Annotated in this window: 20 protein-coding genes; 10 read left to right on the top strand and 10 right to left on the bottom strand. The window is 71.1% G+C overall.

The window, feature by feature from the left end:
• Positions 1-5: 5 nt before the first annotated feature.
• On the top strand, positions 6-344 hold the full coding sequence (wblA, locus tag ACIRFL_RS38030; protein ID WP_388715710.1) for a transcriptional regulator WblA: 339 nt from the start codon (positions 6-8) through the stop codon (positions 342-344).
• Positions 345-382: 38 nt separating this feature from the next.
• On the opposite strand, the gene ACIRFL_RS38025 is transcribed toward wblA, so the two are convergent.
• Both ACIRFL_RS38025 and ACIRFL_RS38020 read right to left on the bottom strand, forming a co-directional pair.
• Entirely contained in the window at positions 383-1,762 is a 1,380-nt protein-coding gene (locus tag ACIRFL_RS38025) for an ArsA family ATPase (protein ID WP_404038435.1), read from the bottom strand.
• Positions 1,759-2,736 (bottom strand): ArsA family ATPase, encoded by a 978-nt coding sequence (locus ACIRFL_RS38020; protein WP_404038432.1) that lies wholly within the window; start codon positions 2,734-2,736, stop codon positions 1,759-1,761. The genes ACIRFL_RS38025 and ACIRFL_RS38020 overlap by 4 nt, the downstream gene beginning before the upstream one ends.
• A gap of 71 nt (positions 2,737-2,807) precedes the next feature.
• Between ACIRFL_RS38020 and ACIRFL_RS38015 the strand changes: the two genes are divergently transcribed.
• The 4 genes from ACIRFL_RS38015 to ACIRFL_RS38000 are packed head-to-tail and all read left to right on the top strand — an operon-like array spanning position 2,808 to position 5,201.
• Entirely contained in the window at positions 2,808-2,966 is a 159-nt protein-coding gene (locus tag ACIRFL_RS38015) for a DUF4177 domain-containing protein (RefSeq protein ID WP_003991873.1), read from the top strand.
• Positions 2,966-3,430, top strand: coding sequence for a RidA family protein (locus ACIRFL_RS38010; RefSeq protein ID WP_404038430.1), 465 nt, complete (start codon positions 2,966-2,968; stop codon positions 3,428-3,430). The genes ACIRFL_RS38015 and ACIRFL_RS38010 overlap by 1 nt, the downstream gene beginning before the upstream one ends.
• 56 nt (positions 3,431-3,486) lie before the next feature.
• Positions 3,487-4,374 carry an NUDIX hydrolase gene (locus ACIRFL_RS38005; RefSeq protein ID WP_404038428.1) on the top strand — a complete coding sequence of 296 codons (888 nt, stop codon included), beginning with the start codon at positions 3,487-3,489 and terminating at the stop codon, positions 4,372-4,374.
• Complete coding sequence (locus ACIRFL_RS38000) at positions 4,371-5,201, top strand: MBL fold metallo-hydrolase (protein WP_404038426.1); 831 nt, start codon at positions 4,371-4,373, stop codon at positions 5,199-5,201. Before ACIRFL_RS38005 ends, ACIRFL_RS38000 begins: the two co-directional genes overlap by 4 nt.
• Before the next feature lie 309 nt (positions 5,202-5,510).
• Here ACIRFL_RS38000 and ACIRFL_RS37995 read toward each other — a convergent pair whose 3' ends face one another.
• Complete coding sequence (locus ACIRFL_RS37995) at positions 5,511-6,185, bottom strand: Crp/Fnr family transcriptional regulator (protein ID WP_023547771.1); 675 nt, start codon at positions 6,183-6,185, stop codon at positions 5,511-5,513.
• Between the two features lie 413 nt (positions 6,186-6,598).
• Here ACIRFL_RS37995 and nth point away from each other — a divergent pair, with 413 nt between their 5' ends.
• The 3 genes from nth (at position 6,599) to ACIRFL_RS37980 (ending at position 9,764) form a co-directional block, all read left to right on the top strand.
• A complete protein-coding gene (gene nth, locus ACIRFL_RS37990; protein ID WP_404038446.1) occupies positions 6,599-7,573 on the top strand; it encodes an endonuclease III in 975 nt (324 codons plus the stop codon).
• 79 nt (positions 7,574-7,652) lie between these two features.
• Positions 7,653-8,468, top strand: a complete 816-nt coding sequence (locus tag ACIRFL_RS37985; protein ID WP_404038424.1) for an NUDIX hydrolase — start codon at positions 7,653-7,655, stop codon at positions 8,466-8,468.
• Positions 8,469-8,564: 96 nt separating this feature from the next.
• On the top strand, positions 8,565-9,764 hold the full coding sequence (locus ACIRFL_RS37980; protein ID WP_404038422.1) for a MarP family serine protease: 1,200 nt from the start codon (positions 8,565-8,567) through the stop codon (positions 9,762-9,764).
• An 18-nt stretch (positions 9,765-9,782) separates the two neighbouring features.
• Here the strand turns inward: ACIRFL_RS37980 and ACIRFL_RS37975 are convergent, their stop codons facing one another.
• The 6 genes from ACIRFL_RS37975 to ACIRFL_RS37950 all read right to left on the bottom strand — a co-directional run bounded on the left by ACIRFL_RS37975 (position 9,783) and on the right by ACIRFL_RS37950 (position 18,563).
• Positions 9,783-9,962: a hypothetical protein gene (locus ACIRFL_RS37975; protein WP_404038419.1), complete on the bottom strand. Its 180-nt coding sequence runs from the start codon at positions 9,960-9,962 to the stop codon at positions 9,783-9,785.
• A gap of 127 nt (positions 9,963-10,089) precedes the next feature.
• The gene (locus ACIRFL_RS37970; protein WP_404038417.1) at positions 10,090-11,013 is read right to left on the bottom strand and encodes an alpha/beta fold hydrolase; all 924 of its coding nucleotides are present in this window, start codon (positions 11,011-11,013) and stop codon (positions 10,090-10,092) included.
• Complete coding sequence (locus tag ACIRFL_RS37965) at positions 11,010-11,498, bottom strand: phage holin family protein (protein ID WP_404038415.1); 489 nt, start codon at positions 11,496-11,498, stop codon at positions 11,010-11,012. Before ACIRFL_RS37965 ends, ACIRFL_RS37970 begins: the two co-directional genes overlap by 4 nt.
• A gap of 90 nt (positions 11,499-11,588) precedes the next feature.
• The gene (gene nhaA / locus ACIRFL_RS37960; RefSeq protein ID WP_404038413.1) at positions 11,589-13,025 is read right to left on the bottom strand and encodes a Na+/H+ antiporter NhaA; all 1,437 of its coding nucleotides are present in this window, start codon (positions 13,023-13,025) and stop codon (positions 11,589-11,591) included.
• Positions 13,026-13,239: 214 nt separating this feature from the next.
• Positions 13,240-15,195: an acetate--CoA ligase gene (gene acs / locus ACIRFL_RS37955; protein ID WP_404038411.1), complete on the bottom strand. Its 1,956-nt coding sequence runs from the start codon at positions 15,193-15,195 to the stop codon at positions 13,240-13,242.
• 626 nt (positions 15,196-15,821) lie between these two features.
• Positions 15,822-18,563, bottom strand: coding sequence for a bifunctional SulP family inorganic anion transporter/carbonic anhydrase (locus ACIRFL_RS37950; RefSeq protein ID WP_404038408.1), 2,742 nt, complete (start codon positions 18,561-18,563; stop codon positions 15,822-15,824).
• Between the two features lie 328 nt (positions 18,564-18,891).
• Between ACIRFL_RS37950 and ACIRFL_RS37945 the strand changes: the two genes are divergently transcribed.
• Complete coding sequence (locus ACIRFL_RS37945) at positions 18,892-20,157, top strand: hypothetical protein (RefSeq protein WP_404038405.1); 1,266 nt, start codon at positions 18,892-18,894, stop codon at positions 20,155-20,157.
• Positions 20,158-20,160: 3 nt separating this feature from the next.
• Here ACIRFL_RS37945 and ACIRFL_RS37940 read toward each other — a convergent pair whose 3' ends face one another.
• The gene (locus tag ACIRFL_RS37940; RefSeq protein ID WP_404038402.1) at positions 20,161-21,141 is read right to left on the bottom strand and encodes an ATP-binding protein; all 981 of its coding nucleotides are present in this window, start codon (positions 21,139-21,141) and stop codon (positions 20,161-20,163) included.
• Positions 21,142-21,240: 99 nt separating this feature from the next.
• Here ACIRFL_RS37940 and ACIRFL_RS37935 point away from each other — a divergent pair, with 99 nt between their 5' ends.
• Positions 21,241-22,065: an oxidoreductase gene (locus ACIRFL_RS37935; RefSeq protein ID WP_404038399.1), complete on the top strand. Its 825-nt coding sequence runs from the start codon at positions 21,241-21,243 to the stop codon at positions 22,063-22,065.
• Positions 22,066-22,167 lie beyond the last annotated feature (102 nt).

Genomic DNA, 22,167 nt, shown 5'->3' with positions numbered 1-22,167 from the left:
CCGGTATGGGCTGGGTAACCGACTGGAGTGCGCAGGCCGCCTGCCGCACTACCGATCCGGATGAACTGTTCGTTCAGGGAGCAGCGCAGAACAGGGCCAAGGCAGTGTGCACCGGATGTCCGGTACGCACCGAATGCCTGGCCGATGCGCTGGACAATCGTGTGGAATTCGGCGTATGGGGAGGCATGACGGAGCGTGAGCGCCGCGCACTGCTGCGCAGGCGCCCCACCGTGACCTCCTGGCGCAGGCTCCTGGAGACCGCGCGTTCGGAGTACGAACGCGGAGCCGGGATCGTGCCCCTCGACGACGACGAGGTGTACGAGAACTACGCGGCGGTCAGCTGAGAGGCCGTCCTCTCTCATGCGTGAGAGGGCGTCCCCTCTCACGCATCGGTACGCGTTTCGGGCAGCTCCGGCCGTTTGGCCGCGAGCCGGTCGCCGATGTCCCGCAGTCCCGCGAGGTCGTGCACATCACCAGGGAGCGCGGCCACTTCCACCACGGCCACCTCGGGATGGCGCGCGGTGAAGCGGTCACGCGTGCGCTGTTCGCGGGAGAGCAACTGCATACGGTCGGCGTGCAGCCTCAGCAGACCTGCGGTCAGCTGGTCGACGTCCGGGTCCGTGCCCGGGGGGCGGGGCTGGGACGCGGAGGAAGCAGCGGGGGATTCTGAACTGTCAGGCGGCTCGGGAGAGTTACGAAGTCCAGCTTTCCCGTCCCCCTGATCCACAATGCCGGGCTCTTCAAGATTTTCCGCGGCGGCGAGCGCCCGCTCGGCCGACAGCCGGTCGGCGCCGCTGCCGTGGACGCGGTTGAGCACCAGACCGACCAGCGGCATGTCCTCGGCGGCCAGCCGCTCCACGAAGTAGGCGGCCTCGCGCAGCGCGTCCCGCTCCGGGGCCGCCACCACCAAGAACGCCGTGCCGGGCGCCTGGAGCAGCTTGTACGTGGCGTCTGCGCGGGTACGGAAGCCGCCGAAGGTGGTGTCCATCGCGGCCACGAACGTCTGTACGTCCTTCAGCAGCTGACCGCCCAACAGCTTGCCCAGGGTGCCGGTCATCATCGACATCCCGGCGTTCAGGAACTTCATTCCCGCCCAGCCGCCCAGCTTCGCCGGCGCAGTCAGCAACCGGATCAGCCGCCCGTCCAGGAAGGAACCGAGCCGCTTGGGCGCGTCCAGGAAGTCCAGCGCGGAGCGGGACGGCGGGGTGTCGACCACGATGAGGTCCCACTCGTCCTTCGCCCGCAGCTGGCCCAGCTTCTCCATCGCCATGTACTCCTGCGTGCCCGCGAAGCCCGCCGAGAGCGACTGGTAGAAGGGGTTCGCCAGGATCGCGGCGGCCCGCTCCGGATCCGCGTGCGCCTCGACGACCTCGTCGAAGGTGCGCTTCATGTCGAGCATCATGGCGTGCAGTTCCCCGCCCGCCCGTCGCTCGCCGCCGTCCCCGGCCGGATCGCCGCCCGAGGTCCCTGCGCGGTCCTCGGCGCCCTTCACCCGGCGCGGCACGTTGTCCAGCGAGTCGATGCCCATCGATTGGGCCAGCCGGCGCGCCGGGTCGATGGTGAGCACGACCACCTTCCGGCCGCGCTCGGCGGCCCGTAGCCCCAGGGCCGCCGCGGTCGTGGTCTTGCCGACCCCGCCCGAACCGCAGCACACCACGATCCGGGTCTCGGGATCATCGAGCAGCGGATCGATGTCGAGCACGCGCGCGGGGGAGAGACGATGGCGTGCGGTGTCCTGTGCGTGGGCCGGGTCCGGACTCATGTCATCCCCTGTTCGCGCAGCTCGGTGGCGAGTTCGTACAGGCCCGCGAGGTCCATGCCCTCGGCGAGCAGCGGCAGTTCGTGCAGCGGCAGCTCCAGCTCGCCCAGGACCGCGCGCTGCTCCTGCTCCAGCGCGTACCGCTCGGCGTACTCCGCGGCCTGCTCAAGGAGCGGGTCCACCAGCCGCTCGGCGTTGCCGCCGCGCCGCGCCCCGCCCAGCCCGGCGGCCGACAGCGAACGGGCCACGGCGGTGCGCGACACGGTGTCCACGAGGTCGAGGTCGGCCGCGTCCAGCACCTCCGGCCGCACCATGTTCACGATGACCCGGCCCACCGGCAGCCGGGTCGCCCGCAGTTCGGCGATGCCGTCCGCGGTCTCCTGGACCGGCATCTCCTCCAGGAGGGTGACCAGGTGCACAGCGGTCTCGGGGGACTTCAGCACCCGCATCACAGCCTGCGCCTGATTGTGTATCGGACCGATCTTCGCCAGGCCCGCGACCTCGTCGTTCACGTTCAGGAAGCGGGTGATGCGCCCCGTCGGCGGCGCGTCCATGACGACGTAGTCGTACACGAACCGGCCGTTCCTGTCCTTGCGGCGCACCGCCTCGCACGCCTTGCCGGTCAGCAGGACGTCCCTGAGGCCCGGGGCGATGGTGGTGGCGAAGTCGATGGCGCCGAGCTTCTTCAGGGCGCGGCCCGCGCTGCCCAGCTTGTAGAACATCTGGAGGTAGTCCAGAAGAGCCAGTTCGGGATCGATGGCGAGGGCGTACACCTCGCCGCCCCCAGGAGCGACGGCGATCTTCCGCTCCTCGTAGGGCAGCGCCTCCGTCTCGAAGAGCTGTGCGATGCCCTGCCTGCCCTCGACCTCCACGAGAAGCGTCCGCTTCCCCTCGGTGGCGAGAGCCAGCGCGAGAGCCGCGGCGACCGTGGTCTTTCCGGTCCCGCCCTTGCCGCTGACGACCTGGAGCCTGCTCACGTCTTCGAGACTAACCAGTCCGCCGTCGGGCTACGCGGGAGGCTGTGGATAACAGCGGATACAGTCGCCGCATGACCAAGTGGGAATACGCAACCGTGCCGCTGCTCGTCCATGCCACGAAGCAGATTCTGGACACCTGGGGCGAGGACGGCTGGGAGCTCGTCCAGGTCGTGCCCGGGCCGAACAACCCCGAGCAGCTGGTGGCCTACCTGAAGCGGGAGAAGCAGTGATGGGCGCCGTCGAGACGAGGCTCACCGAACTCGGTCTGACCCTGCCGGAGGTCGTGCCCCCGCTGGCCGCCTACCAGCCGGCCGTCCGGACCGGCGCGTACGTCTACACCTCGGGCCAGCTGCCGATGGTGGAGGGCAAGCTGCCGGTCACCGGCAAGGTGGGGGCCGAGGTCACCGCCGAGGAGGCCAAGGAGCTGGCCCGCACCTGCGCGCTCAACGCCCTGGCCGCCGTCAAGTCCGTCACGGGCGACCTGGACCGCATCGCGCGCGTGGTGAAGGTCGTCGGCTTCGTGGCCTCGGCCGCGGACTTCACGGGCCAGCCCGGTGTCATCAACGGCGCCAGCGAACTGCTCGCCGAGGTCCTGGGCGAGAAGGGCGTGCACGCGCGCAGCGCGGTCGGCGTCGCCGTGCTGCCGCTGGACGCCCCGGTGGAGGTGGAGGTCCAGGTCGAACTGGTGCCGTGAGGCCCCGGCCCCGGGCGCCTCTCGAACATTCGCGCACATCGGGATAGCCTCCGCCCATGGCGAATGGGCAGTGGTACCCGCCGGAGTGGCCGGACCGCATCCGCGCGCTCTCGGAAGGCACCCTCACGCCGGTGCCGGCCAGGCGCGCGGCCACGGTGCTGCTCCTGAAGGACACCCCGCACGGCCCCGCCGTCCACATGCTGCGCAGACGCGCCTCCATGGCCTTCGCCTCAGGCGCGTACGCGTACCCCGGCGGCGGCGTCGACCCCCGCGACGACGACCACCAGGTCCGCTGGGCGGGCCCCACGCGCGCGTGGTGGGCCGAGCGGCTGGGCGTCGACGAGACGGGGGCACAGGCGATCGTCTGCGCCGCCGTACGGGAGACGTACGAGGAGGCGGGCGTCCTGCTGGCCGGGCCGACGGCCGCGTCCGTGGCCGGCGACACCACCGGCGAGGACTGGGAGGCGGACCGGGCGGCCCTGGTCGCCCGCGAGCTGTCCTTCGCGGAGTTCCTTGACCGCCGCGGACTGGTGCTGCGCTCCGACCTGCTGGCCGCCTGGACCCGCTGGATCACCCCGGAGTTCGAGTCCCGCCGCTACGACACCTGGTTCTTCGTGGCCGTGCTCCCGACGGGCCAGCGCACCCGCAACGCCTCCACGGAGGCCGACCGCACGGTGTGGATCCGGCCCGCCGAGGCCGCGGCCGGATACGACAGGGGCGAGCTGCTGATGATGCCGCCCACCATCGCGACCCTGCGGCAGCTGTCGTCGTACGCGACCGCGGCCGAGGCGCTGGCCGCCGCGCCCGCGCGTGACATGACACCCGTGCTGGCCCGCGCGCGCCTGGTCGACGGCGGGATCGTGCTGGCCTGGCCCGGCCACGACGAGTTCACCAAGCACATCCCGACCGCACCGACCGCCCCCACCGGTGGAGGCCCCGCATGACGGACGCAGCAGCCCTGCCCGGCCAGCCCCGGGGCACGGTCCTCTCGGGCCCGGCCACCGCGCGGGCCGTCAACGTGCTCGCGCCCAACGCCTCCGCCATGACCCTGGACGGCACCAACACCTGGATCGTCTCGGAGCCCGACTCCGACCTGGCCGTGGTGATCGACCCGGGGCCGCTGGACGACGACCACCTCCGCACGGTCGTGGACACGGCGGAGAAGGCGGGCAGACGCGTCGCGCTGACCCTGCTCACGCACGGCCATCCCGACCACGCGGAGGGGGCCGCCCGGTTCGCCGAACTGACCCGCACCAAGGTGCGCGCGCTGGACCCGGCGCTCCGGCTCGGCGACGAGGGGCTGGGCGCGGGTGACGTGATCACCACCGGCGGCCTGGAGCTGCGGGTGGTACCCACCCCCGGCCACACCGCGGACTCGCTGTGCTTCCACCTCCCGGCCGACCGGGCGGTGCTGACCGGGGACACCGTCCTCGGCCGCGGCACGACGGTCGTCGCGCACCCCGACGGCCGCCTGGGCGACTATCTGGACTCCCTGCGCCGGCTGAGGTCCCTCACGGTCGACGACGGCGTCCACACCGTGCTGCCGGGCCACGGCCCGGTCCTGGAGGACGCCCAGGGCGCCGTCGAGTTCTACCTCGCCCACCGCGCCCACCGGCTCGCCCAGATCGAGACGGCCGTCGAGGACGGCCACCGCACCCCGGCCGAGGTCGTGGCCCACGTCTACGCCGACGTGGACCGCTCCCTGTGGCCCGCGGCGGAACTGTCGGTACGGGCCCAGCTGGAATACCTCGGCGAACATGGACTGATCTAGCGGGGGCGGACGCCGGGCGCCGGGCGGGGCTGATCCGTTCGTCGTCGGGGCGGGGCCGATGGGCCTGGGCCGGCCGGGCAGGGTCGGTCGGGCCTGGGATGCTGCGGTCCGCGGGTCTTCACGCCCTGCACGCGCGCGTACCCCCGCTCGGTGAGGGGGCGGTGCGTCCACCCTGGTCGCAACGGCGAGGCGGACATCGCGCCGGTACGCGCGCGTGGGGGCCGTCGGACGGCCCTCGGGGCGAGGCCTGTACCCGGGATCGCCCCGGCACGGGCCCCGCCGTCATCAGGGGCGGCTGCCCCCGGAGTGTCAGCGGGAGCGCTTGGCGAGCCGTTCGACGTCCAGCAGGATCACGGCCCGCGCCTCCAGGCGGAGCCACCCGCGCTGGGCGAAGTCGGCGAGCGCCTTGTTCACGGTCTCGCGGGACGCGCCGACCAGCTGGGCCAGCTCCTCCTGCGTGAGGTCGTGGACGACGTGGATGCCCTCCTCGGACTGCACGCCGAAGCGGCGGGACAGGTCCAGCAGGGCGCGCGCCACACGGCCGGGCACGTCGGAGAAGACGAGGTCCGACATCGCGTCGTTGGTCTTGCGCAGGCGGCGGGCGACGGCGCGCAGCAGGGCGCCGGCCACCTCAGGACGCGCGTTCAGCCAGGGCTGGAGGTCGCCGTGGCCGAGACCGAGCAGCTTGACCTCGGTCAGCGCGGTCGCCGTCGCCGTACGCGGGCCCGGGTCGAAGAGCGACAGCTCGCCGATCAGCTCGCTGGGACCGACGACGGCCAGCATGTTCTCGCGGCCGTCGGGTGAGGTGCGGTGCAGCTTGACCTTGCCCTCGGTGACGACGTACAGCCGGTCGCCCGGGTCGCCCTCGTGGAAGAGGGAATCGCCGCGCGCCAGGGTCACCTCACTCATGGAGGCGCGCAGCTCCGCGGCCTGCTCGTCGTCGAGAGCCGCGAAGAGCGGGTTGCGCCGCAGGACGTCGTCCACGAGTTCTCTCCTTGTCGACCTGCTCAAGGGATCTTGCTCCCCCGGTGTACCAGGGGACCGTGCTCCCCATTTTGCCGGACGGTCCAAACAGTGTGATCTGTCACAAGGATGCCGCACAGGTGTCCCGAGGTAAGCGGCAGGGGGCCAATCGGGGGCCGATCCCCGGGGTCCGGGGCGGATGTCGGTGCCGGGGCTTAGGCTGGCCGGGTGTCCAAATCGCCGGTAGAGCACAGGCCGAGGGGGCTGGGCGGGTGGTTGTACGTCGCGATTCCGCTGTGGGCGAACAGGGCCCGGGCGGTAGTAGTAAAAAGGTGAAATCGGTAGAAAAGGTGCCGACGAAGAAGGCGGCTCCGGTGCCCGCGAACGAGGCGGACGCCGCGAAGAGGGCGGCCCCGGTGAAGAGGGCGGCACCCGTGAAGTCGACGGCCGTCAAGAAGGCGGCAGAGAAGGCGACCGCCGCGAAGCCGGCCGCCGCTAAGAAGGCACCCGTCAGAAAAGCCGCCGCCAAGAAGACGGCCGGCACGAAGGCGGCCAGCACGAAGACGGCTGCCGGAGCGTCTGCTGCCGTGAAGGCTGTGAAGGCCGAGAAGGACGCCGTCGCGAAGCCGTCGAAGAACGAGTCGCGCGCCGCGCTCGTCCGCCGGGCCCGCCGGATCAACCGCGAACTCGCCGAGGTGTACCCGTACGCCCACCCCGAGCTGGACTTCGAGAACCCCTTCCAGCTGCTGATCGCCACGGTCCTGTCCGCCCAGACCACCGACCTCAGGGTCAACCAGACCACCCCGACGCTGTTCGCCAAGTACCCCTCGCCCGAGGACCTGGCCGCCGCCAACCCGGAGGAGGTCGAGGAGATCCTGCGTCCGTGCGGCTTCTTCCGGGCCAAGACGAAGTCGGCCATAGGGCTGTCCAAGGCGCTGACCGAGCAGTTCGGCGGCGAGGTCCCCGGCCGCCTGGAAGACCTCGTGAAGCTGCCCGGCGTAGGCCGCAAGACCGCCTTCGTGGTCCTCGGCAACGCCTTCGGCCGTCCCGGGATCACCGTGGACACCCACTTCCAGCGGCTGGTGCGGCGCTGGCAGTGGACCGAGGAGACGGACCCCGACAAGATCGAGGCGGCCGTCGGCGCTCTGTTCCCGAAGAACGAGTGGACGGACCTCTCGCACCACGTGATCTGGCACGGCCGCCGCATCTGCCACTCCCGCAAGCCCGCCTGCGGCGCCTGCCCCATCGCCCCGCTCTGCCCGGCGTACGGCGAGGGCGAGACCGACCCGGAGAAGGCGAAGAAACTGCTCAAGTACGAGAAGGGCGGCTTCCCCGGCCAGCGCCTCAAGCCGCCGCAGGCCTACCTCGACGCGGGTGGCAGGCCGGCGCCGCCGCTGGGGGCCGGGTGACGGGCCGGTCAACCTGGCTTGACCGGTTGGAACGATCCCGGCCCCGCAGGGCGTTGGACTCGGCAGAACGGGGGTGGTCATGACGCACATCAGCGGGACGCACACCGGCGGTCCGCAGGCAGGCGATGCGGATGCGGGCACTGCGCGTACGGGCACCGCGCGGGCGAACGGGACGCATGCCGACGCTGCGCACGCGAAGAACCTGCACCCGCGCAGCACACGGACCGGACCGGTGCCGCTCAGCAAGGAGGGGCTTCCCGGCTGGCTGGACCCGGTGGTGTACGCCGCGGAGACGGTCGAGCCGCTGCAGCTCAGCCGCTTTCTGCCGCCGGAGAACGGGGCGGGACGGCAGTCGGCCGTGCTGATCCTGTTCGGCGAGGGCGAGCGCGGCCCGGAGTTGCTTCTCATGGAGCGCGCGGGCTCCCTGCGCTCGCACGCCGGCCAGCCCGCCTTCCCCGGCGGCGCCCTCGACCCCGAGGACGGCGACCCGACGGCCGACGGGCCGCTGCGGGCCGCTCTCCGCGAGGCCGAGGAGGAGACCGGGCTCGACCCCCGCGGGGTCCAGCTCTTCGGCGTGCTGCCCAAGCTGTACATCCCGGTCAGCGGCTTCGTCGTGACGCCGGTCCTCGGCTGGTGGCGCGAGCGCAGCCCGGTCGGCGTCGTCGACCCGAACGAGACCGCGCGGGTCTTCACCGTCCCCGTGGCGGATCTCACGGACCCGGCCAACAGAGCCACCGCCGTCCACCCCCGCGGCCACCAGGGTCCGGCATTCCTGGTCGAATCGGCGCTGGTGTGGGGCTTCACGGCGGGGATCATCGACCGCCTGCTGCACTACGCGGGCTGGGAGCGCCCGTGGGACGGAGACAGGCAGGTCCCGCTCGACTGGCGGTCATGACAGGGTGGCGTCCGTGCTGTGTTTTCCCGGGGGGCTCCCCTCGGCACTCCGGCCTGGCCGGTCGGACCGGAGCGTGACGAGGCGAGGCCTGAACAAGTGAATGTGCTGGACATCCTGCTGCTGATCGCCGCCGTGTGGTTCGCGATCGTGGGCTACCGCCAGGGCTTCGTCGTCGGCATCCTGTCGGTGATCGGCTTCCTCGGCGGCGGGCTCGTCGCGGTCTATGTGCTGCCCGTGATCTGGGACGCCCTCACCGACAACGCAGAGGTCAACACGACCGCCGCCGTCGTCGCGGTGGTCGTCGTCATCGTCTGCGCCTCCGTCGGGCAGGCACTGACCACCCACCTCGGCAACAAGCTGCGCCGGCACATCACGTGGTCACCGGCCCGCGCCCTGGACGCGACGGGCGGCGCGCTGGTCAATGTCGTGGCGATGCTGCTGGTCGCCTGGCTGATCGGTTCGGCCCTCGCCGGTACGACACTGCCGACCCTGGGCAAGGAGGTCCGCGGCTCCAAGGTGCTGCTCGGGGTCTCCCGGGCGCTGCCCACGCAGGCCGACACCTGGTTCGCGGACTTCTCCTCGGTCCTCGCACAGAACGGCTTCCCGCAGGTCTTCAGCCCGTTCTCGAACGAGCCGATCACCGACGTCCAGCCGCCCGACCCGGCGCTGGCGGGCAGCGCCGTGGCCACCCGCGCCCAGAACTCCATCGTGAAGGTCATGGGCACCGCCCAGAAGTGCGGCAAGGTCCTGGAGGGCACCGGCTTCGTCTTCGCCGACCGCCGCATCATGACCAACGCGCACGTGGTCGGCGGCGTGGACGAGCCCACCGTGCAGATAGGCGGGGTCGGCCGCAGGTACGACGCGAAGGTCGTCCTCTACGACTGGCGGCGCGACATCGCCGTACTCGACGTACCGGACCTCAGGGCGCCCGCCCTGCGGTTCACGGCGCAGGACGCGGCGAGCGGCGACAGCGCGATCGTCGCGGGTTTCCCGGAGAACGGGGCATATGACGTCCGTGCCGCGCGCGTGCGCGGCCGCATCACGGCCAACGGCCCGGACATCTACCACCGCGGCACCGTCCGCCGCGACGTCTACTCCCTGTACGCGACCGTCCGCCAGGGCAACTCCGGTGGCCCGCTGCTCACGCCCGACGGCAAGGTGTACGGCGTGGTGTTCGCGAAGTCCCTCGACGACGCCGCGACCGGGTACGCGCTCACGGCCGACGAGATCCAGCAGGACATCGCCCGGGGACGTACGGCGAACGAGCAGGTGGGGACCGACAACTGCGCCCTGTAGGGCGGCCCGGCGGGGTGCTCAGCCGCGGGCGTGGCGCAGGCGTACCGAGACCCAGCGGGCCCGGCGGCGCAGGATGCGCGGGATTCCCACGCGCAGATCCGTGTCCGGCGCCTGTGGCGTGCCCGGCCGATGGGAATTCAGGCCACTGGCCGAGCGGCGTTTGCGGGGTGCGTCACTGTAGTCGTGCGTCCAGCCCATACCCGGACCTCTGCCCCTGCCCCAAGGTCGATAACCGCCCCGAGGCCCCTCAATTGGCCTATGCGCCGGGCATGTGGCCGTTCGTACGACAGATGTTCCCGTCCGGATACCGGGCGCATCGGCGCGGTCACCGATCGGGTTCGGGGTCTTTCAGCCAGTTGACGAGTTCGGCGGAGAAGGCGACCGGGTCCTCTTCGTGGGGGAAGTGCCCCAGCCCGTCGAACAGTCGCCAGCGGTAGGGCGCTTCGACGTACTCGCCCGAGCCGGCCGCGCTGCGCGTGCGCATCACGGGGTCCAGCGAGCCGTGCAGATGCAGCGTGGGCACGCGCACCGGCCGCTTCATACGGCGGTTGAACTGGATGCCGTCCGGGCGGACCAGGGACCGCACCATCCAGCGGTACGGCTCGATCGCGCAGTGCGCGGTCGACGGGATGCACATCGCGCGCCGATACGTCTCCACCGTGTGCTCGTCCGGCAGCTGGGGCCCGGACCAGTCCTGGATGAGTCGGCCCACGAGCGCGCCGTCGTCGGCGGTGAGCTGCCGCTCGGGCACCCATGGCCGCTGGAAGCCCCAGATGTAGGAGCCGGCGACCGTCTGCCTGGCGTCCCGCAGCATCGCGGCACGCCAGCGTCGCGGGTGCGGCATCGAGACGACCGCGAGGCGCCGGACGAGCTTGGGGCGCATCGCGGCGGCCGTCCACGCCAGATAGCCGCCGAGGTCATGGCCGACCAGCGCGGCGTCCGGCTCGCCCAGGGAGCGGATCACCCCGGTGACGTCGAGGGCGAGGTTGGCGGGGTCGTAGCCGCGCGGGGTGCGGTCGCTGCCGCCCACGCCCCGCAGGTCCATGGCCACGGCCCGGAAGCCCGCGTCGGCGAGCGCGACCAGTTGCCGCCGCCAGGTCCACCAGAACTGCGGGAAGCCGTGCAGCAGCAGCACCAGCGGGCCGTCGCCCAGCTCCGCCATGTGGAAGCGGGCGCCGTTGGCGGCGACGTCCCGGTGTGTCCAGGGGCCTTCGATCCGTACGGCCGGGGGAGCGGCGGGGTCCGTCATGACGACGAGCGTGCCACAGCCTCGATGGCTTCGGGCGTACGATCCCGCGACAGCTCCGGGCGCGGGTGCGGCTTGGCGTTCTGCAGGACGCCCGCCGACTCCTTCATGGACGCGGCCACCTTCTGCGGCCCCTTGCCCTTCTTGGCCTTTTGTGCGAAGTACAGGCCGATCAGCCCGAGGACGCCGGTGACCAGGACGTTCGCCGCGAAGGACAGCAGGAAGCAGACGGCGAGGTTCAAGCCGCTCCAGGTCCGAATGCCGTAGGCGAGGGCGAAGTTGAGCATCGGCAGGGAGAACAGCAGGATCAGGCCGGCCACCGTGAAGACGCCGCCGCTCACCGCGCCCCGCTTGACGTCCTGCCTGAGCTGGGCCTTGGCCAGCGCGATCTCGTCGTGCACCAGTGCCGACATCTCGCTGGTCGCCGAGGCGACCAGCTGGCCGATGCTCCGTTCGGCGCCGACCGGGCTGCCGTCGGGTGCGCTCATCGCGGTCTCCCTCTTCTGCGTACGCCGCGCGTACGGATCCGTCTTCTGCCTGACTGCGTACGGTCCCGTAATTTGTACCGTCTCGTCAGATCATGCCGGACGGTCGTTCTCCTCGCCTGCCCCGCCCGGCACTTCGGCAAGCCCGTCGCGTGCGTCGGCCTTCGCCCGGGCCAGTCGGCGGTGTTCGGCGGCCTTGCGCTCGTAGATGTCCGCCATGCGCAGGTGGTAGGCCGGATCGTCCTCCTCGTAGACGTCCGGGATGCCGTCGCTGTCCTCGTCGCGTTCCTCCTCCTCGCACAGGCGGCGGTACTTGGTGTTGCGTATCTTCAGCAGGACCGTCGCGCACAGGGCCGCGAGGAGCGAGCCGGTCAGTACGGCGGCCTTGACCTCGTCGGTCAGCACCGCGTCGCCGACGAAGGCGAGTTCGCCGATCAGCAGCGACACGGTGAAGCCGATGCCGGCGAGGGTCGCCAGCGCGAACACGTCGGGCCAGGCGAGGTCGTCGCTGAGCGAGGCCCGGGTGAAGCGGGCCATGAGCCAGGTGCCGCCGAAGATGCCGACCGTCTTGCCGACGAACAGGCCGAGCACGACGCCGAGGGTCTCCGGCTGTGTGAACACGTCTCCGAGCGCCTTCGCGGAGATGGACACGCCGGCGCTGAACAGCGCGAACAGCGGCACGGCGAGCCCCGCCGACAGCGGGCGCACAAGGTGCTCGATCCGCTCACCGGGCGAGCGGTCTTCACCCTTGTGGGTGGTGCAGCGGACCATCAGGCCCATCGCCACGCCGGCGATGGTGGCGTGGATGCCGCTGTTGTACATCAGCGCCCAGATGACGAGCGCGAGCGGCACGTACACGTACCAGCCGCGCACGCCCTTGCGCAGCAGCATCCAGAAGACGACGAGACCGGCCACGGCGCCGCCGAGCGCGGCGAAGTCGAGCTGGTTCGTGAAGAAGACGGCGATGATCAGGATCGCGAACAGGTCGTCCACGACGGCGAGCGTCAGCAGGAAGGCGCGCAGCGCGCTCGGCAGGGAGGTGCCGATGACCGCGAGCACGGCCAGCGCGAAGGCGATGTCGGTGGCGGTCGGCACGGCCCAGCCGTCGGTGGAGCCGCCGCCGACGAGATTGGTCAGGGTGTAGACGAGGGCCGGTACGGCCATTCCGCACAGGGCCGCCACGACCGGGAGGACGGCGGCCTTCGGATCGCGCAGGTCACCGGCGACGAGTTCGCGCTTCAGCTCGATCCCGGCGACGAAGAAGAAGACGGCCAGCAGCCCGTCGGCCGCCCAGTGCGCGACGGACAGGTGCAGACCGAGGGCGCCGGGGCCCAGGTGGAAGTGGCCGACGCTCTCGTAGCTGTACCCGAACGCGGGTACGTTCGCCCAGATCAGCGCGGCGACGGCGGCGACGAGCAGCAACACGCCGCCGACCGTCTCGGTGCGCAGCGCGTCCGCGACGAACCTCCGCTCGGGCAGCGAGAGCCGGCCGAGAACCTTGCGAGCGGTGGTGGTGCGGGGCGCGGTCACAGCGAAGACCTCCGGTCGGTGGGCATGGCAGAGCACATGCCGACCAGACTTCCCGGCGCACCTTGTGGATCTTGTTGTTCTTCGTGGATCTTGTTGTTGCTTCGACGCTTTCCTTATTTTACCCAACGCATCACGGGGGATCGTCGGCGCGTTCTGCGCACAGCTGTGCGCAGAGGGGACGCCCCGGTGTCAGGCGTCCCCTCCGGCGGCCTGCTCAGTCCTCGCTCGGCGCCGCCGGGAGCTTCGCCTGGATGAGGTCCATGACCGTCGAGTCCGTCAGCGTGGTGACGTCACCGAGCTGGCGGTTCTCCGCGACGTCGCGCAGCAGACGGCGCATGATCTTGCCGGAGCGGGTCTTGGGCAGCTCCGCCACCGGCAGGATCCGCTTCGGCTTGGCGATGGGCCCGAGCGCGGCGCCGACGTGGTTGCGCAACTCGCCGACCAGGCCGTCGTCCTCGGACGCCGTACCCCGCAGGATCACGAAGGCGACGATCGCCTGCCCCGTCGTCTCGTCCGCCGCGCCGACGACGGCCGCCTCGGCGACCGACGGGTGCGAGACCAGCGCGGACTCCACCTCGGTCGTCGAGATGTTGTGGCCCGACACCAGCATCACGTCGTCCACGCGGCCGAGGAGCCAGATGTCCCCGTCCTCGTCCTTCTTCGCCCCGTCGCCCGCGAAGTACTTGCCCTCGAACCGCGACCAGTAGGTGTCGAGGAACCGCTGGTCGTCGCCCCAGATGGTGCGCAGCATCGACGGCCACGGCTCGGTGAGGACGAGGTAGCCACCGCCGCCGTTGGGCACCTCGTTCGCCTCGTCGTCGACGACCGTGGCGGAGATGCCGGGCAGCGGCCGCTGCGCGGAGCCCGGCTTGGCCTCGGTCACGCCGGGCAGCGGCGAGATCATCATCGCGCCGGTCTCGGTCTGCCACCAGGTGTCCACGACCGGGGTACGGTCCGCGCCGATGTGCTTGCGGTACCAGACCCACGCCTCGGGGTTGATCGGCTCACCGACCGACCCCAGCACGCGCAGGCTGCTGAGATCGAACTTCGCGGGGATGTCGTCGCCCCACTTCATGAACGTGCGGATGGCGGTGGGCGCCGTGTACAGGATCGTCACCCCGTACTTCTGCACGATCTCCCAGAAGCGGCCCTGGTGCGGGGTGTCCGGCGTGCCCTCGTACATGACCTGGGTGGCGCCGTTGGCCAGCGGCCCGTAGACGATGTAGGAGTGCCCGGTGACCCAGCCGACGTCCGCCGTGCACCAGTACACGTCCGTCTCCGGCTTGAGGTCGAAGACGGCGTGATGGGTGTACGCCACCTGGGTGAGGTAGCCGCCGGAGGTGTGCAGGATGCCCTTCGGCTTACCCGTCGTACCGGACGTGTAGAGGATGAACAGCGGGTGCTCCGCCTCGAACGGCTCCGGCGTGTGCTCGGCGGACTGCCGTTCCACGATCTCGTGCCACCACACGTCCCGCTCGTCGTGCCAGGCGACCTCCTGGCCGGTACGGCGCACGACCAGCACGTGCTCCACGTTGTCCACGCGCGTGATCGCCTCGTCCACCGCCGGCTTGAGCGCGGACGGCTTGCCGCGCCGCCAGCCGCCGTCGGAGGTGACGACGACCTTGGCGTCGGCGTCCTTGATACGCGTGGCGAGCGCGTCCGCCGAGAACCCGCCGAAGACGACCGAGTGCGCGGCGCCGATACGGGCCGCGGCCAGCATCGCGATCGCCGTCTCCGGGATCATCGGCATGTAGATCGCGACCCGGTCACCGGCGCGGACCCCCAACTCCAGCAGAGCGTTCGCGGCCCTGGAGACCTCGTCCTTCAGCTCGGCGTAGGTGATCGCGCGGCTGTCGCCGGGCTCGCCCTCGAAGTGAATGGCCACCCGGTCGCCAAGCCCGGCCTCGACATGCCGGTCCACGCAGTTGTACGCGACGTTGAGCCGACCGTCCTTGAACCACTTGGCGAACGGCGGGTTCGACCAGTCCAGCGTCTCCGTCGGCTCCTCGGCCCAGGTGAGCCGGCGGGCCTGCTCGGCCCAGAAGCCGAGCCTGTCAGCCTTGGCCTGTTCGTACGCCTCTGCCGTGACGTTGGCGTGCGCGGCCAGGTCAGCGGGCGGCGCGAAGCGTCGCTCCTCCTTCAAGAGGTTGGCCAGGCTTTCGTTGCTCACGACATCTCCCTTTCGAAGGGTGTCCGTTGTGTCCCAGGCCACAGCTCATCAGACCCAGGGGGCCGATGACAAGGGTCGACCGCGAATTGGTTTAGACCTCTGTGTGGGGCGCGGCTACTTCTACCCACGGACGCCGACCGCCCCGAGTTCACGCCCACGGCACCGAGTGCCCGCCGCCGAAGACTACGGGCCTTTTGGCCACGGCGACACGGACCGGCACCGCGAAGAGTCCCACCGGGCCACGCGGGCCCACCGCCACCCCGCCAGGGTCCGGCGTGTCGCCCAGCCACGACGGGCTTGCACCCCGAAGCCCTTCAGCTCCTCCGGGCCCCAGCGGGCAGGAAGTAACCGCCGGGCAGCCTGCCCCGCCTGCCGATCACGCAGTCCGTGCACGGACTCAAACGGCGCACCCGGGCGGCCACGGGGACACCCGCCCCTGGGAAGCTGAGCGCCCTTGCCTCTCGCGGCGCCGGCCTCCTAAGCCCGCATGCCCGAAAGCGCCTGCGCCCGGAAGGCTTCGGGACCGGTGGCCGCGGGGTTCGGAAGGCTCCGGGTCCCGGTGTGCGGCCGCTCCGCGTGCGGCCGCACACCGGCCTCCCCGCCCCGCTTCGGCCCGCCCCGCCCGCTCACGCGAGGCTGGGCAGCTCCTCCGTCCCCGGCACATGCTGGAACACCTCGTGCCCGACCGTCCCGCCGAGCAGATACGCCTGCGCCTCGCCCACGTGGAAGTACATCCCGTGCAGCTCCAACCCGCCGTCCGCCCGAGCCCGCGCCACCGAGTCATGGGTGCGCAGGTGCTCCAGTTGCTGGACCACATTGGTCAGGCAGAGCTGCTCGACCGCGTCCGCGGCCGGCCGCCCGGCCAGCCGTGCCCAGGGGCGGCTGTCGTCGGCCATCCGCTTCAGGCTCGGCTGCCCGTGCCGCAGCCACCGGCCGAGCGGAGTCTGCCCGTCCCCGGGGGCGGAGTTGAGGAGGGCCTGCATGGCCCCGCACCCGGAGTGCCCGCACACCGTGATGGACCGTACCTTCAGCACGTCCACCGCGTACTCGATCGCGGCCCCCACCGAGTCGTCGCCCCACTCCTCGCCCGGCGGCGGCACCAGGTTGCCGACATTGCGGACGACGAAGAGGTCGCCGGGACCACTGGACGTGATCATCGACGTGACGAGCCGGGAGTCGGCGCAGGTGAGGAAGAGCTGGGACGGTCGCTGCCCCTCCCGCGCCAGCCGTGCCAGCTCATCCCGCACCAGGGGCGCGGTGTTGCGCTGGAACGCGCTGATCCCACGGGCCAGTTCATGCCCACCGAAGCTGTGGGCGGCGCTCGTACCGGTTCCGGTGAGGGCCCCGGTACTCGTACGGGTGTCGGGACCGCCTGCGGAGCCGGTGCCGACGCCGACACGGATGCCGGTGCCGGTGCCCGTGCCGGAGCGAGAGCCTTGGTCCGAGCCCGAGACCGTGCCCGATCCAGCGCCCGAGCCCGAGACCGAGCCCGGTTCCGAACGCGAGCCGGAGCCCGAATCCGAGGCGGATCCCGTGTCGGAGCCGGAAGTTGGGCCCGAGCCGGGGCCCGAGGTGACCGGGCGTGTCCCAGGGCCGTAGGTGGCGGGGAACGGGCCGGTGCCGGCACCCGCGCCGTCGCCTTCTCCTCCGCCACCTACGCCGCCTGGTGCGCCGCTCTCGCCCGACAGCCCGGTCTCATCGGGCACCCGGTGTCCGGACATGCCGTCGCCCGACGAGCCGTCCCGGCCGACCTGACCGCCGGACGGCATGGCGCACTGGTGGTTGCGCCATGGTGTCCAAGGCCGGCAGTGGCACTCGGCGGAGGCCGGCCGCTCGCTGGTCCGGATCCCCGTCCGACAACCGGTCAGCTCGGTGGTGCCGCCCTGCGCGGTGTGTGAGCTCCGCCAGTCCTGCAGTGACTCGTACGCCGCGTGGTCCATGAACGAACCGTCCAACTCCACCACGGCGTGGGCGCCTTGGGGTACGAGATGCAGGGCCCGGCTGAGCCGGGGGACCGCCAGGAACGTCAACTGTCCGCATACATGTACGTGATGGACTCCTCCCTTCTCTTCGTGCGTGATGCGGGTGCGGGTGAGGCGGTGCATGGCTACGGCGACGGCCACGGCGACCCCGAGCGCCACGCCCTCCAGGACGCCCAGGAACACCACGCCGAGTGTGGTGACGGCGTACACCAGCACTTCTCTGTGGCGGGTCACCGTGCGGATGTGGTGCAGCGACACCATCTGGATGCCGACGGCCATCACCAGGGCGGCGAGCGAGGCGAGCGGGATGAGGTCCAGGACCGGAACCATCAGCAGCGCGGCGACTACTACGAAAACGCCGTGCAGCATCGTGGAGTTCCGGCTCACGGCACCGGATTGCACATTCGCCGAACTCCGCACCGCCACGCCCGCGACCGGCAGCCCGCCGAGCGCCCCCGAGGCGATGTTGGCCGCGCCCTGTCCGAGGAGTTCCCGGTCCAGGTCGGAGCGGCCGGCGCGGGGTTTCGGGCCGGGGCGGGCGGCGACCATCTTGTCCACGGCGACCGCACCCAGCAACGACTGCACGCTGCACACCAGCGTGGTGGTGAAGACGGCGGCGGCCAGGCCCAGCACCGGCCCCTCCGGCAGTCCGGCGAGGGCATGGCTGCCCCAGGACGGCAGGTCGACCTTGGGCAGAACCAGTCCCGCGAGCGAGGCGGTGACCGTGGCCCCGGTGACGGCCACCAGGGCGGCCGGGACCTTGCGCAGCAGCCGGCCCGGTCGGCCGGGCAGGCGCGGCCAGGCCAGGAGCAGGACCAGGGTCAGCGCGCTCATCGACACCGCCGCGGGGTGCAGGTCGGCCAATTGGGCCGGAAGACCGAGGATGTTGTCGATGACTTCGCTCTGCGGGGTGCCGCCCAGCACGACATGCAGCTGGGCGATGGCGATGGTGACACCGATGCCGGCGAGCATGCCGTGCACCACGGCGGGGCTGACGGCGAGGGCGCTGCGGGCGACGCGCAGGCATCCCAGGCCCAGCTGGCACAGTCCGGCGAGGACGGTGATGGCGCACGTCGTGCGCCATCCATAGCGGTGGATCAGATCGGCGGTGACCACCGTGAGCCCGGCGGCCGGGCCGCTGACCTGGAGCGGGCTGCCGCCGAGCCGTCCGGCGACGAGCCCGCCGACGGCGGCGGCGACCAGGCCGGCCTGGAGCGGGGCGCCGGTGGCGAGGGCGATGCCGAGGGACAGAGGGAGAGCGATCAGGAAGACCGCGATCGACGCGGACAGGTCGGCGCCCGCGATGCGGAACCGGCGGTGCGGTGCGGGGGGCGGGCTGTGCGGTTGGTGCGGGTGTTTGGGTCGGGTGTGGACGCAGGCTGACATGTTCCCGTCTCCTCCGGGGCAGCGCGGTCGCGGAATGGGGGGCCCGTCGATGACGGGGCGGTCGCGGCCGTGGGTCACGGCGTGCAGCGGCGGGATGGATCAACGCTCAGTAAACGAATCGTAATTGCAAGTAAAGGTCATGCATATCTTTTCTACGCAAATGGTGCAGATGTTCACCTGTTGAGGTGAAGTGGGCTGTTTATCGGCTTGTCGTATTAAGTCCTTCTCGGCCCCGTGCGACCTTGGCGGCGCTGTCGGCAAAACCGGCACATCGCCGCAAAGCGGCTGATCAGCGTTTGCCTGAGAGAAGGAAGAAGGTGGGCGGAACATGGCCGCCAACCAGAGGATCGCCGTGGGCGCCATGGTCGCCGCGGCGTGTGCCGTGCCGCTCGTCGGTTGCGCGACCGGCTCCAGCGGTTCGAAGGAAGGGGCGCCCGGTCCGGTGAAGGGAGCGCCGGCGCCCAACAGCATGCTCCGTCTGATCGGGGACGGATCCACCGCTTACACCGGGGCGCAGCCCCACCTGCCCAAGCCCGAACGGCTCAAGTCCGGCGAGAAGCCACCGCAGTTCGTGGTGTTCTCCTGGGACGGTGCGGGCGAGGACAGCCAGAAGCTGTTCTCCCACTTCCGCAAGGTCGCCAAGGACAACAACGCCACCATGACCTTCTTCCTCAGTGGCGTGTACATGCTGCCGGAGGAGAAGCGCGACCTCTACCGTCCCCCGCAGCACTCGCCTGGCCGCTCGGACATCGGCTTCAACGACGAGAAGGGGATCGCCGACACCGTCCAGCAAGTGCGTCTGGCCTGGCTGGAGGGCAACGAGATCGGCACTCACTTCAACGGGCACTTCTGCGGCACCGACGGCGGGGTCGGCGAGTGGTCCGTGGAGGACTGGAAGAGCGAGATCGCCCAGGCCAAGCAGTTCGTGAAGAACTGGAAGACCAACAGCGGCCTGACGAAGTCCGCGCCGCTGCCCTTCGACTACGACAAGGAGCTGATCGGCGCCCGCACCCCGTGTCTGGAAGGCCAGAAGAACTTCATGAAGGCGGCCCGGGAACTGGGCTTCCGCTATGACACCAGCGGCGTCAACAACCAGGTCTGGCCCAAGAAGAAGGAAGGGCTGTGGGACCTGTCGATGCAACTCGTGCCGTTCCCCGGCCACACCTACGAGCAGCTGACCATGGACTACAACTTCATGGTCAACCAGTCCGGCGCCTCGACCCAGGGTGACCCCGACAAGTACGGCTACTGGGGCGACCAGATGCGGGACGGCCTGCTCAAGGGCTTCTACCGGGCCTACGACGGCAACCGCGCCCCCCTGGTCATCGGCAATCACTTCGAGTCCTGGAACGGCGGCACCTATATGCGTGCCATCGACGAGGTCGTCGAGCAGGCGTGCAACAAGCCCGAGGTGCGCTGTGTGTCCTTCCGGCAGCTCGCCGACTGGCTGGACGCCCAGGACCCGCAGATCCTGGAGAAGCTGCGCACCCTGGAGGTGGGCGAGGCGCCCAAGCAGGGCTGGGCGTCCTTCCTCGCGGCCCGCCCGGCCCCGGCCCCGAAGGGGGTGCCCGGGGCGCCGGCGGTCAGGCAGTAGCCGTCAGGCGGGGGCGGCGACGCCCTCGCCGAGCACGAACCCGGGGTCGATCTGCGCCGTCAGGTCGGCCCCGGTGCGCTCGTTGCCCCACGCCTCGGCGTTCTTCAGGTGGAAGTGCACCATCTGTCGCGTGTAGCGCTCCCAGTCGCGCATCTCGTAGGTCGCGTCGGCGGCGACCCGGATCTTGCGCAGGGCGCGGCGGTTGACGTCCTCCAGGAACTCGAACCGGGGCGGCCGGCCCTTCTCCATCGCGCGCACCCAGTCCGAGTGCCCGAAAGCCACGAGCAGGTCGTCCCCGACCTCCGAGCGGAGGAAGTCGAGGTCGTCCTCGCCCTGCACCTTGTTGCCCACGACCTGAAGGACAACCCCGAAGTCCCGGGCGTACTCCTTGTACTGGCGGTAGACGGAGACCCCCTTCCGGGTCGGCTCGGCGATGAGGAACGTGATGTCGAAGCGGGTGAACATGCCGGAGGCGAAGGAGTCCGAGCCCGCGGTCATGTCGACCACGACGTACTCGTCACGGCCGTCGACGAGGTGGTTGAGGAACAGCTCCACCGCTCCGGTCTTAGAGTGGTAGCAGGCGACCCCCAGATCGGCGTCCGTGAAGGGCCCGGTGACCATCAAACGGACGGCGCCGCCGTCGAGTTCCACCGGCCGCGCGCAGGCGTCGTAGATCGGATTCGGCTCCCGCACCAGGACCAGCCGCGAGCCCTCGCCCGGCGGGGTCGTCTTGATCATCGTCTCGGCGGAGGCGATGCGCGGGTTGGCGCCGCGCAGATAGTTCTTGATCAACGGCAGCTGCTCGCCCATCGCGGGCAGCGCGACCGCTTCCGCCTCGCCGAGGCCGAGGGCCGCGCCGAGGTGCTGGTTGATGTCGGCGTCGATGGCGAGGACCGGCGCGCCTGTGGCCGCGAGATGGCGTACGAAGAGGGAGGAGAGCGTGGTCTTGCCGCTGCCGCCCTTCCCGACGAAAGCAATTTTCATGTTCACGAAGAGTAGTCGGATGATGGCGTTGCGTGGCGGAGTGTGAGAAGAAGACCACTCCTTCGTGGGGCGGGCGCGCGGGTGCGTAGTGTCGTACTCATGAGTACGACAGGCGCGACCGCCGATCCGCTCGCGGCCCTGGGTTCCCTGCCCGGTGTGGCCGAGTCCGTGGAGTCCGTGCGCAAAGCCGTGGACCGGGTCTACGGACACCGGATCATGCGGCGGCGCAGCAACGAGATCACCTCGGAGGCGGCGCTGCGCGGTGCCCGGGGCTCCGCTGCGCTGTCCGGCGCGGACTGGGCCCTGGAGGAGGTACGGCGGCGCACCGACTTCGGCGCCGACGACGACGCGCGCGTGCTCGGCGCCGCTCTCAGGCTGACCGCGGAGGCGGGTCAACTGCTGTCGATCTGGCGGCAGTCACCGCTGCGCGTGCTGGCCCGGCTGCATCTGGTGGCCGCCGCGAGCGGCGCGGACGAGGCCGGCAGGCCGCGCCGGGACGGCGAGATCGTCGACGAGCCGCTGATCGAGCTGCCGGCACCCGGCGCGGACGAGGTGTCCGGCCGGCTGGAGGGACTTGCGGAGCTGATCGTCGCGGGAAGCGCCGCTCCCGCCCTGGTGACGGCGGCCGTCGTGCACGGCGAACTGCTCGCGCTGCGCCCCTTCACCTCCCACAACGGCCTTGTCGCGCGGGCGGCCGGGCGGATCGTCCTGGTGGGCAGCGGCCTGGACCCGAAGGCGGTGTGCCCGGCCGAGGTGGGACATGCGGAACTGGGCCGCGCAGCCTATCTGGCGGCCCTCGACGGCTATGTCTCGGGCACTCCGGAGGGCATGGCCGCCTGGATCGCCCACTGCGGCAAGGCGGTCGAGCTGGGGGTGCGCGAGTCGACGGCGGTGTGCGAGGCGCTGCAGCGCGGCGCGGCCTGAGAACAGGGTTGCGGCGGTACGAATCCTCGTACCGCCGCTGGCATGCGCACCGGGTTACCAAGCGTCCTCGATGTATTGCCCATCAGGCCGGGATCTTCGCCC

Origin of the sequence: Streptomyces sp. NPDC102462 (genome assembly GCF_044765425.1) — a bacterium.
In the GTDB taxonomy this organism is placed as follows: Bacteria; Actinomycetota; Actinomycetes; order Streptomycetales; family Streptomycetaceae; genus Streptomyces.
The sequence above is the reverse complement of the archived record's forward strand: the minus strand, read 5'-3'. Positions and strand labels throughout refer to the sequence as shown.

Bases quoted from the DNA above. Each gene is read 5' to 3' on its own strand.
- wblA (WP_388715710.1), top strand. From the start codon at position 6: ATGGGCTGGGTAACCGACTGGAGTGCGCAGGCCGCCTGCCGCACTACC.
- ACIRFL_RS38025 (WP_404038435.1), bottom strand. From the start codon at position 1,762: ATGAGTCCGGACCCGGCCCACGCACAGGACACCGCACGCCATCGTCTC.
- ACIRFL_RS38015 (WP_003991873.1), top strand. From the start codon at position 2,808: ATGACCAAGTGGGAATACGCAACCGTGCCGCTGCTCGTCCATGCCACG.
- ACIRFL_RS38010 (WP_404038430.1), top strand. From the start codon at position 2,966: ATGGGCGCCGTCGAGACGAGGCTCACCGAACTCGGTCTGACCCTGCCG.
- ACIRFL_RS38005 (WP_404038428.1), top strand. From the start codon at position 3,487: ATGGCGAATGGGCAGTGGTACCCGCCGGAGTGGCCGGACCGCATCCGC.
- ACIRFL_RS38000 (WP_404038426.1), top strand. From the start codon at position 4,371: ATGACGGACGCAGCAGCCCTGCCCGGCCAGCCCCGGGGCACGGTCCTC.
- ACIRFL_RS37985 (WP_404038424.1), top strand. From the start codon at position 7,653: ATGACGCACATCAGCGGGACGCACACCGGCGGTCCGCAGGCAGGCGAT.
- ACIRFL_RS37975 (WP_404038419.1), bottom strand. From the start codon at position 9,962: ATGGGCTGGACGCACGACTACAGTGACGCACCCCGCAAACGCCGCTCG.
- ACIRFL_RS37970 (WP_404038417.1), bottom strand. From the start codon at position 11,013: ATGACGGACCCCGCCGCTCCCCCGGCCGTACGGATCGAAGGCCCCTGG.
- ACIRFL_RS37965 (WP_404038415.1), bottom strand. From the start codon at position 11,498: ATGAGCGCACCCGACGGCAGCCCGGTCGGCGCCGAACGGAGCATCGGC.
- ACIRFL_RS37950 (WP_404038408.1), bottom strand. From the start codon at position 18,563: ATGTCAGCCTGCGTCCACACCCGACCCAAACACCCGCACCAACCGCAC.
- ACIRFL_RS37945 (WP_404038405.1), top strand. From the start codon at position 18,892: ATGGCCGCCAACCAGAGGATCGCCGTGGGCGCCATGGTCGCCGCGGCG.
- ACIRFL_RS37940 (WP_404038402.1), bottom strand. From the start codon at position 21,141: ATGAAAATTGCTTTCGTCGGGAAGGGCGGCAGCGGCAAGACCACGCTC.
- ACIRFL_RS37935 (WP_404038399.1), top strand. From the start codon at position 21,241: ATGAGTACGACAGGCGCGACCGCCGATCCGCTCGCGGCCCTGGGTTCC.